Origin of the sequence: Zymomonas sp., from assembly GCF_020216885.1 — a bacterium.
Classification (GTDB): domain Bacteria; phylum Pseudomonadota; class Alphaproteobacteria; order Sphingomonadales; family Sphingomonadaceae; genus Zymomonas.
This window is the reverse complement of record NZ_JAIWON010000055.1, coordinates 1-10,000: the sequence shown is the minus strand read 5'-3', so window position 1 is coordinate 10,000 and position 10,000 is coordinate 1. Positions and strand designations below refer to the sequence as shown.

General features: G+C 46.8%; 8 protein-coding genes, 1 tRNA gene and 1 pseudogene. 7 read left to right on the top strand and 3 right to left on the bottom strand.

Annotated elements, in window-relative coordinates; genetic code table 11:
- Positions 1–229: pseudogene (gene metX, locus LDL18_RS02880) on the bottom strand (homoserine O-acetyltransferase); the annotation flags it as partial.
- Positions 230–590: 361 nt separating this feature from the next.
- On the opposite strand from metX, the gene LDL18_RS02875 reads away from it, so the two are divergent.
- The 6 genes from LDL18_RS02875 to LDL18_RS02850 all read left to right on the top strand — a co-directional run bounded on the left by LDL18_RS02875 (position 591) and on the right by LDL18_RS02850 (position 8,252).
- On the top strand, positions 591–1,340 hold the full coding sequence (locus LDL18_RS02875) for an SDR family NAD(P)-dependent oxidoreductase (RefSeq protein ID WP_296506906.1): 750 nt from the start codon (positions 591–593) through the stop codon (positions 1,338–1,340).
- Positions 1,341–1,356: 16 nt separating this feature from the next.
- Positions 1,357–4,122: a DNA polymerase I gene (gene polA, locus LDL18_RS02870; protein WP_296506905.1), complete on the top strand. Its 2,766-nt coding sequence runs from the start codon at positions 1,357–1,359 to the stop codon at positions 4,120–4,122.
- On the top strand, positions 4,119–5,666 hold the full coding sequence (locus LDL18_RS02865; protein ID WP_296506909.1) for a lipopolysaccharide biosynthesis protein: 1,548 nt from the start codon (positions 4,119–4,121) through the stop codon (positions 5,664–5,666). Before polA ends, LDL18_RS02865 begins: the two co-directional genes overlap by 4 nt.
- Before the next feature lie 4 nt (positions 5,667–5,670).
- On the top strand, positions 5,671–6,696 hold the full coding sequence (locus tag LDL18_RS02860) for an iron ABC transporter permease (RefSeq protein WP_296506904.1): 1,026 nt from the start codon (positions 5,671–5,673) through the stop codon (positions 6,694–6,696).
- Positions 6,693–7,478 carry an ABC transporter ATP-binding protein gene (locus tag LDL18_RS02855; RefSeq protein WP_296506903.1) on the top strand — a complete coding sequence of 262 codons (786 nt, stop codon included), beginning with the start codon at positions 6,693–6,695 and terminating at the stop codon, positions 7,476–7,478. Before LDL18_RS02860 ends, LDL18_RS02855 begins: the two co-directional genes overlap by 4 nt.
- 225 nt (positions 7,479–7,703) lie before the next feature.
- Complete coding sequence (locus LDL18_RS02850) at positions 7,704–8,252, top strand: hypothetical protein (RefSeq protein ID WP_296506908.1); 549 nt, start codon at positions 7,704–7,706, stop codon at positions 8,250–8,252.
- A 106-nt stretch (positions 8,253–8,358) separates the two neighbouring features.
- Here LDL18_RS02850 and rlmB read toward each other — a convergent pair whose 3' ends face one another.
- Positions 8,359–9,108, bottom strand: a complete 750-nt coding sequence (rlmB, locus tag LDL18_RS02845; protein WP_296506902.1) for a 23S rRNA (guanosine(2251)-2'-O)-methyltransferase RlmB — start codon at positions 9,106–9,108, stop codon at positions 8,359–8,361.
- 235 nt (positions 9,109–9,343) lie between these two features.
- Here rlmB and LDL18_RS02840 point away from each other — a divergent pair.
- Positions 9,344–9,430, top strand: a tRNA-Tyr gene (locus LDL18_RS02840).
- A 236-nt stretch (positions 9,431–9,666) separates the two neighbouring features.
- Here the strand turns inward: LDL18_RS02840 and LDL18_RS02835 are convergent.
- Positions 9,667–9,993, bottom strand: coding sequence for a nuclear transport factor 2 family protein (locus LDL18_RS02835; RefSeq protein WP_296506907.1), 327 nt, complete (start codon positions 9,991–9,993; stop codon positions 9,667–9,669).
- Between the last annotated feature and the right edge of the window lie 7 nt (positions 9,994–10,000).

Sequence of the window (10,000 nt, the reverse complement as noted above, 5' to 3'; positions counted from 1 at the left end):
TCATCCGCGACCACCAACCCGGTTTGCCGGTAATCGGGTGGTCGGATGCCGCAAATTGGTCAGCCGTCAACGGGTGGCAGATAAGGATCGCATTGGAAGCATCTGCATTGAGGTGGCCATAGGTTTCATAGGCAATTTCAATTCCGGTGAGTAGGCTGCCCCCATCAAGAGCCAGTTCTCCCGGTAAAGTAATATGCCGTTTAAGGCCAAAGCGTCTGTCGTTATTCATTATCTATTGTCGATTGGCGGTTACAGCAAGGCTTGTCAACGCAGGATTGGGATTATCGGCAGGAAGCCGAGGGCTATCTTTCTATTTTGTATAATATTGCGTCGTTTTTGTAACCATAAAGTCAGCATGATGAATAAATTCTGTTTTGGAATCGCCTGTTATGGATATTCGCTGCGATCTGTAATAACGCTTTTCAATAGAGCAAAGGCAGAAGTTTTTATGGCCTATCAGGCGCTAGACAAGGCCGAACTCTATTTTTAGAGGAATCTTTGGCCTGTTTTTGGGCATTTAAGATTCAGCGTGGGAATGAATAAGGGCGGCTTTTTTAAGTCGGTATTTTTTGTCAGTTAAGGAGCCTTCTATGTCCAAGACAGCTTTAATTACAGGGGCAACAGCGGGTTTCGGCGCAGCGACGGCGCGGCTTTTTGTTCGTCATGGTTGGAAAGTGGTGGCGACAGGTCGCAGAAGTGACCGTTTAGACGAATTAGTTCGTGAGCTGGGTGAAGAAAACCTTTTTCCGGCGGTTTTCGATATCAGAGATGAAAAGGCCATGAAGGAAGTGCTAGCTTCTTTGCCTTCCGAATTTTCTGAAATTGATTTGTTAATCAATAATGCCGGTCTTGCCCTTGGCACCAAGCCTGCACCTGATATTCAATTGGACGATTGGCGTGTCATGATTGATACCAATGTCACCGCTTTGGCTATTATTACCCAGCATTTATTACCTAAACTGATTGAACGTCAGGGTATGATTATCAATTTGAGTTCGGTTGCCGCCCATTGGCCTTATCCCGGCGGGAATTGCTATGGTGGGACAAAAGCTTTTGTCCGTCAATTTTCTTATGGTTTACGTTGTGATTTGCATGGCACCGGCGTTCGTGTAACCTCTATTGAACCCGGCCTTTGTGAAAGTGAATTTACTTTGGTGAGAGCCAAGGGCGACCAGAAAGTCTATGATGAAACCTACAAGGGAGCAAAAGCCCTACAGCCGGAGGATATTGCCGAGACACTGTTCTGGGTCGCTAGCCAGCCTGCCCATGTTAATATGAATTCGATTGAGCTGATGCCCGTCAGTCAAACATGGAATCCATTCCGAATTTATCGCGGTTAATTATTTAAGGTCTTTTGTGACAGAACATTCTGATAAGCCCCATCTTATTCTGATTGATGGATCGGGTTATATTTTTCGTGCCTATCATCGTCTGCCCCCGTTAACCAACAAGGCTGGACTGCCTGCTGGAGCGGTTTATGGTTTTACTACCATGCTTTGGAAACTGGTGGAGAATATCCGCAAGCAGGATGATGCCCCGACCCATTTTGCGGTTATTTTTGATTCAAGCCGCAAAAGTTTCAGACAGGATTTATATCCGGCCTATAAAGCCCATCGCCCGCCGCCGCCGGAAGATTTGGTGCCGCAATTCCCGCTTATCAGAGAAGCGACCCGCGCTTTTTCTGTGCCTTCTATCGAGCAGGAAGGTTTGGAAGCCGATGATATTATCGCTTGTTATTCCCGAGTTGCCTTGGAACGCGGATTTCAGGTGACGGTTTATTCTTCGGATAAAGATCTGATGCAGTTGATTCAGCCGCGATTAAATCTTTTTGATCCGGTGAATAACTGCCTGATCGGTTCGGAACAGGTTGTTAAAAAATTTGGTGTTGTGCCTGAAAAATTGGGCGATCTTCTCGCCTTGATGGGAGATACCGCCGATAATATACCCGGTGTTCCCGGTGTGGGCCCGAAAACCGCCAGCCGCCTGATCAATGAATATGGTAATCTGAGCGATATTTTGGAATCAGCCCCAGAAATCAAGCAGCCGAAATTAAGACAAAATCTGATCGAATATAAAGAAACGGCTATTTTATCCCGTGAGTTGGTGGCTTTGGTTGATGATAAGCCTTTACCTGAACCATTGGATAATTTGGTGGTGAAGGGGGTTGATATGACTCCTTTGCGGGATTTCTTGAGTGAACAGGGCTTTGCTTCTTTATTGGCGAGAGCGGGGGGCGGGCAGAGCGCGCCCGTTGCTGATGGTCGTAAAGAGATGGCGGCTGCTTCTTCACAAAATTTTGACCCTGATGCCTATGAAACCGTGATCGATGAAAAGGCTTTGGATCGCTGGATCGCGGATATCTATCAAAAAGGTCAGGTCGCGGTAGATACTGAAACTGACAATCTGGATGCAACCCAAGCCCGATTGGTGGGGGTCAGTCTGTCAACAGAAGCGGGGAAAGCCTGTTATATTCCTTGTGGGCATGGTGGCCATGATCTTCTTGACCAGAAGCCTGATCAAATGGATTTATCGCTTCTTGTCAAAAAGTTAAAACCGGTTTTAGAAGATCCGTCTATTCTGAAAATAGGCCAGAATATCAAATATGATATGATTGTTCTGTCCCGATACGGGATTTCAGTTCAGCCTTTCGATGATACCATGCTTTTGAGTTATGATCTTGATGCTGGTCAGCATGGTCATGGTATGGATGAATTAAGCCTTCTGTATTTTGACCATCAGCCCATCAGTTTTAAATCGGTATGTGGCACGGGAAAATCGGCCATTACCTTTAATCATGTCCCTATTCCGGCGGCAACGCGCTATGCTGCCGAAGATGCGGATATCACTTTCCGGTTATGGGAAGTATTAAAGCCGCGCTTATCATCCGATGGTGCCACCCGAATTTATGAAGAAGTTGACCGTCCCTTACCGCCAGTGATCGCCCGAATGGAAGAGAAGGGGATTTCGGTTGATAAAGCGACTCTATGTAAGCTTTCTGCCCGTTTTGCTCATGATATCAGCATCCTCGAAGAAGAAATCTATGCACTGGCTGGCTGCCATTTCTTGATTTCTAGCCCTAAGCAATTGGGTGAAGTTTTATTCGGGACTATGGGGCTCTCTGGCGGGAAAAAAAGCAAAAGTGGACAATATTCGACTAATGTGATCGAACTGGAACGTCTGGCAGAAGAGGGCGCGGAAATTGCCGTTAAGATTTTGGAATGGCGGCAGCTTTCAAAACTGAAAAGCACCTATAGTGATGCTTTGATTGGCAAGATCAATCCTGAAACAGACCGTGTCCATACCAGCTTTAGTCTGGTTGGGGCACAGACTGGCCGATTATCTTCTACTGATCCGAATTTACAGAATATTCCTATCCGCACCGAAATTGGTCGGGAAATCAGAAATGCCTTTATCGCAAAGGAAGGGCATTTGTTATTGTCGGCTGACTATTCGCAGATAGAGTTGAGATTGGCGGCGCATGTAGCCGACGAAAAAGCCTTGTTACAGGCTTTTCGGGAGAAAGAAGATATTCACGCTTTGACGGCCAAACAGTTATTTGGTCATGTTGATCGTGAAAGTCGGGCGCGTGCCAAGACCATCAATTTTGCTATTCTTTATGGTATTTCGGCTTGGGGCTTGGCCGCGCGACTGGAAATAGACCGTTTTTCAGCGCAGGAAATCATAGACCGATATTTTGAGCGCTTTCCTGCTATCCGTCACTATATTGATCGGACATTGGATTTTGTCCGTTTGCATGGCTATGTCGAAACGCCTTTTGGTCGCAAGACCCATTTGCCCGCGATAAAAAGCCGTAAAGTGACAGAAAGACAGGCCGCCGAAAGACAGGCGATCAATGCGCCTATTCAAGGTATGTCTGCTGATATTATTAAGCGAGCCATGGTGAGAATGGAGCCGGCCTTGGCAGAGGCCGGACTTTCTTCGGTGAAGATGCTTTTGCAGGTTCATGATGAACTGATTTTTGAAATCCCTGAAGAAGATATTGAAAAAGCGAAACCTATTATTCGTCAAGTGATGATGGAGGCGGCTTTACCGATTGTTCAGTTGTCGGTTGATCTGGAAGTCGAGATCGGCACAGGGACAAGTTGGGGTGCCGCACATTGACAACCCTGAATAAAGAAGACGCCGAAGCGAAAGACATTGCAATTTTGGCAAAGGGTGGGCGCACCAATGTTTTTGGCTTTTTGTTACGTTTGGCAGCCCGTATTCCTTTCCTTTTTATTGCAGGGCGTATCTATGGTGCCGATGCGCTTGGCCGTTTTGCCTATGCGATTTTGGTAACAGAATTTACCGCCCAGCTTGCCACATTGGGATTGACCCGAGGGCTGGCCGAGAAATTGGCGCGCACGAAAAAAGACGAAAATCACGTTGTCGGGGATGCATTATTGCTATCCTTGATAACTGCTTCAATCGGGGCGGTGATTTTGTCTTTCCTGCCTATTCTGATGTTTCGGGGCGCGCCTGTCAGCTTTGCTGACCATTGGTTATTCCCTTGGGTCGTGGTGCCTTTGGTCTGGGCTGATATCGCCTTGGCAGCTTTGGCTTTCTATGGCGATATTGCGGCCAGCGTGAAAGCGCAGGCGATTATCGAGCCTTGGGTGTTGTCCATTTCATCGGTGATTTTTATTTGGATAGCACCGCATGAAGGTTTGTTATTATCCTATGTCGCCTCGGCAGTCGCGGCTTTGGCGGCATCGCTTTATCCTCTGTTAAAGCGTTTCGGTTGGCCACATGGCTGGCGTCCCCATATTCCGACCTTATTTTCTTTGGCAAGACGTAATATCCCCTTGGCTGCGGCCGATGCAATCGAATGGAGTTCACGGCGGCTTGATATCGTTTTGTTGGGGTTGTTCTTTTCTTCTTCGGTCGTCGGAATCTACTATGTAGCCCAACAGGTTGCCTCTTTGGTGCAAAAGCTGAAAACCAGTTTCGATCCGATTTTGGGCCCTGTGATTACCCGTAGTCTGGAGGCAGGTGATAAAGCGGCGGTTGCCAATCAGGTGCGTCAGGTTGGATTTTGGATTATTGCAGCGCAGACCGGTGTCACCCTTGCTTTGGGTTTGACTAGTCATGGTGTTATGGGGCTGGTGGGCCCTCGTTTTGCTGGCGGGGACGGGGCGTTATGTTTTCTATTGGTCGCCGAAGTGGTAGCGGCAACGGCAGTCATTTCGGAGGCTGCCCTAATTTATATTGCCCCCAAAACCAATATGGCTATTTCGATTGCAATGCTGTCTTTGCAGGCTGCTCTTTCAATTCCATTGATCTCTGTTTTGCATAAGCATCTAGGACATAATCCTTTGCCATCAGATTTGGCGGCCGCCGCGGGCCCAGCACTTGCTTTGGCGATATCGCTTGGCACTGGCTCCATTTTGAAATCATGCTTGTTACGTCGCCTTTTGAAAGCGCCCGTTTCTCCTTGGAAATGGGCTTTGCTTCCGGCGGTGATTGGGGCAGGGGCTGTGGGAATGGTAGCGCGGCACTTCCCTGAATGGCTGGAACTGTCTTTGGGCGTTATCATGATCTTGGTCAGCTATTCTTCTATTATCTGGTATCTAGGCTTTTCGGCTGAAGACCGGATGCTGTTTAAACGCCAGAAAATGCCCGATTTAGCTGAACCCGTGATGGAAGCGGATGAGGAAGAGGCTTGACCGGATGCGTTTTTTTTCTGGTCTATCTTCTTTTTATAAAGCGCATCGGCTGCTGATAAATTTGTCGATTTGTTTGCCGCCGCTGGCTCTTTTGTCTTTATCCATCGGGTCAACCCATATCGGTGTTATGGCTTTGTGGCAGGCGGTCACGGGAGTCGGTGATCCGACAGCAGGATTGATTTTGGGATTGTTACGTTTCCCCCGCCTTTGTGTTGGTTTAGCTGTCGGTGCTATTTTGGGGATGGCGGGAGCGGTTAATCAGGGATATTTGCGAAATCCCTTGGCTGATCCCTCTTTGTTAGGCACTTCTAATGCCGCAGCTTTGGGGGCTGTTTTAGCTTTTTATTTTGGGTTTTCTGCACGCTTTCCCATTTGTTTGCCTCTTTTTGCCTTTGTCGGTGCTTTGGCTGGGTTATTGCCTTTATTATGGTTTGTCCGTCGCCATAATGATCCCCAAAGTCTTATTCTAGGCGGCGTGGCTATCGCTGCCTTTTCGGGTGCCTGCATTAGTCTTGCTTTGAATTTATCCCCCAATCCCTTTGCCGCTATGGAAATTATGACATGGTTGATGGGGGCTATTACAGATCGAAGCTGGAATCATGTGTTGCTTCTTATTGCGCCGTTTTTTCTGTCTCTATTTTTGTTTAGGCGCACGGCACCCGCCCTTGATGCGTTGATCTTAGGGGATGACGTTGCTGCCAGTTTGGGATTTGATCTTGTTCGCTTGCGTTGGTTGATTATGGCTGCTTTGGCGATAGGGGTTGGGGGCGCTGTTGCGGTTAGTGGCGCAATCGGTTTTGTCGGCTTGATTGTGCCGCATATTCTCCGCCCCTTTACTCGCCAGTTGCCTTCTGAATTGTTATGGCCTTCTGCTATGGGGGGCGCTTTATTAGTGACCTTGGCCGATATCCTTGTTCGTCTGTTACCAACGCAGAATGAATTGCAATTGGGGGTCGTGACCGCTTTTATCGGAGTGCCTATTTTTTTCCGACAGGCCATAAAGGGCGTGGGGGCGATGAAAAGCCTATGATACATCTCGCTGCCGAAGATATTCTGTTTAAAACAGGTAGCCATCAGGCGGCTATTACCCTCTGTGGCAGCTGTTCCTTTGGCGGGGGTATTCTGACAGGGATGATTGGTGCCAATGGCGCAGGTAAAACCACTTTTTTAAAGATATTGGCTGGATTGCAATCTCCAGAAAGAGGGCAGGTCATTTTAAATGACCGCTGCCTTGCTGATTTGTCACCGCAGCAAAAAGCAGAGGCGATTGCCTATTTGCCCCAAGATCGCCGGATTCAATGGCCTGTGAAAGCACGCGATCTGATTGCTCTTGGTCGTTTACGCTATGGACGGTCGTTAAACCGATTAAATCAGCAGGATAGCCATGCTATCGCCTATGCTGTTGAAACAACAAAAACCGGTGATTTGCTTGATCGTTCTATGGATTCTCTTTCTGGTGGTGAGCAGGCACGTATCTTGTTAGCGCGAGCCTTGGCGGTTGATGCGCCTATTTTATTAGCGGATGAGCCTTTGGCTGCCCTTGATCCTGGTTATGCCATGCAGATTATGGAAGTGTTATCACAAGAAGCCCAAAAGGGACGGATTGTTATTGTTGCCCTTCATGATTTAACCTTGGCTGCGCGTTATTGTGATCGGCTTCTTTTATGGCATCGGGGTGAAATTGTTGCTGATGCTACACCTGAAACGGTTTTGACCCAAGATCGGCTAGCGCACTGTTATCACATAAAAGCAATCAGCCAGAATTATAGAGGGCATTTTTTAGTCACCCCTTATGATCGGGTGAATTCTTGAAAATAATTTTGGAGTTTACCTTAATTATATAAATTATCTTTAATCACAGCTTGTTTAATGCCGAAAAAATGTCCACTCTTATACAAGGTAACAGGACAGTTAAGTCAGTTATCGGCCTTTGATTATCTTAATTGGGGTGAAGATAGCAAAAGATTGCCGTTACATTCTTGCCGATTTGTTTCGGAGAGAAAAACGCTTCAGCACCAACGGGAGGGAGGACGTATCATGAATTCCCCGAAGAAACCAGCGAATGGTGCCATGGCTCTGGTGGAAATGAAAGAGTTTGCGACCTTTCCGGCTGCAACTCAACGCTATATTCGTCGTTCATTGGATATTGGTCTGAAACGCCATGATGTTGTAGAACGGTGGTCGCGGGATGTTATCGAAGCGGCCAGTATTCGGGCGCAGACTCAAGTGTATCATCATTTAGATACGGTTCGTCATCACTTACCGGATGACAATGGTTTGGAATCTTTGCAGCATTTCATGACGCCGCTGATTATTATGTCGGCTTTTGATTTGGGGCAGGATCGTCTGAACAGTTTTTCAGCCTATCGTTTTCTTTACGAAAGGCTGATTGGGGCGGCTGTGCGTCCTTGGTTACCATCAGCATTTTGTGCATCGGCTGCTTTGCCGCATCTTCATCCTGAAAAACGTCGTGCGCTTTTGCAATCGATTAGTGAAGCGGCTGTGACGGCACCCGGATGGTCGAACCGGCCACCTTGTTTTATTCCTGAATGGGTTGAAAAGGTGCAGCAGCATCTGCCGAATTAGTGTTTTTGATATTTTGATGAAAGCCGCCGCGTCATTCGGCGGCTTTTTTGTTTTTGATAAGAATTTTAAAGGCAGTCTCCTTCTTTGAAGGAAACTACCCTTGTGATTAGTCTTGGCTATTGAGCTTTTCTGCTGCCGCATAAAGGGCGACAGCTGCCGCATTTGAAACATTCAGGCTTTCGATTTTAGAGCTGATCGGCAATTTCGCTAATTCATCGCAATGGGCTTCGGTATTCTGCCGCAAGCCTTCGCCTTCTGCCCCTAAGACCAAAGCGGTTTTTCCACTGCCTAGGGTTTGAGATAATGTGGCCTCTGAATGACCCGTCAAACCAATACGCCAATAACCGGCTTCAGCAATTTCATCCAAAGCCCGCGCTAGATTGGTCACTCTGACCCAAGGAACGACTTCCAAAGCGCCGCTGGCTGCTCGTGCTAAAGCGCCGGATTCCGGAGGTGCATGGCGATCTTGTGTAATGATGCCGAGGGCATCAAAGGCCGCTGCCGAGCGTAGAATAGCCCCGACATTATGGGGATCTGTGACTTGATCGAGAACTAGAAGTGGGCGTTTATCGGTTTCCGGCACATCCAGAAGATCGGCCAGCCAGATATCAGGAAGAGGGTCAACCTCGATAACAATACCTTGATGCGGGGCATCATTCGGTACGAAGCGCCCGAGATCGGTAACATCAGAAAAGGTAACCGGAATAGATTTATCAATATCATAGGGTGCCAAGGCTTCCCTTGTAGCCCATATCCGCCGGATATGGCGTTCTGGGTTATTGAGAGCCGCTTCAACCGCATGGCGTCCCCAAAAACGAGGATGAGAGGGGGAGGCCTTATTCCGGCTTCGAGCCATAAATTTATTCCTTAATACAAGTCTTGGGTTATCTTAGGCGATATTATCGCTTTCGGGATAATGCCTATTTGAAAGCTGTCATATCGTTTCAGCTTACAGGATGTAAAATAGACAATCGTCATTTGGGGCGCTTTTTTTCAGATAAATGAATAAAAAATAATTATTTTTCAAATATCGGCTTGACAGATGGTGATATTTTCGCCATTCAACCCCCTCAAATAAATCGCCTCCTTGTGGACAGGTGGCCGAGTGGTTAAAGGCAGCAGACTGTAAATCTGCCGGGCTTCGCCCTACAATGGTTCGAATCCATTCCTGTCCACCATTATTTACCCTTTCTTTGGTAAATAATTAGGCCAATTTTTTCTTATTCTAATCCTTAAAATATCTAATAAACGCCTGCCTAAATGGTCGAGATTGCCAGCTTCACCGAGCCGCTTTCCTGAGTCTGTTTGCTGGATGTTTTTATTTACTTATCCGCCTAGAGAATAAGAATATTCTTAAATTGTTAGGCTTTAGATATCTTTTCAAAGTTATGTCGGGCTTTAAATCGAAGTTAGCCTAGTCTTTATAAGCCGATTGCAAAGCCGCAGTATCTTCGAAGATTTTATAGGAGATAATAAGATTATTTTCTATTTTGCATACAAGCGCCCATTCAGATTTGAATAATTTACCTGTCTTTTTGACTCTATGCTGCATGTAGCCATAGCCAAAAACATAATTTTTGGAATCTAACCATTCTAAGCATTTGAAATCTTCGGTATCGAATAATTCTGATAGAATAGATAAAAATTTTATAACACCTTCATGGCCGTTATATTGGCCATAGATCGGCACATCGCTGGGACCTTGGGCTTCGAAGACACAATTTTCATGAACAAATTGCAATCCGCCC

Coding starts and splice junctions, on each gene's coding strand:
- LDL18_RS02855 (WP_296506903.1), top strand. CDS start 6,693: ATGATACATCTCGCTGCCGAAGATATTCTGTTTAAAACAGGTAGCCAT.
- LDL18_RS02850 (WP_296506908.1), top strand. CDS start 7,704: ATGAATTCCCCGAAGAAACCAGCGAATGGTGCCATGGCTCTGGTGGAA.
- rlmB (WP_296506902.1), bottom strand. CDS start 9,108: ATGGCTCGAAGCCGGAATAAGGCCTCCCCCTCTCATCCTCGTTTTTGG.
- LDL18_RS02875 (WP_296506906.1), top strand. CDS start 591: ATGTCCAAGACAGCTTTAATTACAGGGGCAACAGCGGGTTTCGGCGCA.
- LDL18_RS02860 (WP_296506904.1), top strand. CDS start 5,671: ATGCGTTTTTTTTCTGGTCTATCTTCTTTTTATAAAGCGCATCGGCTG.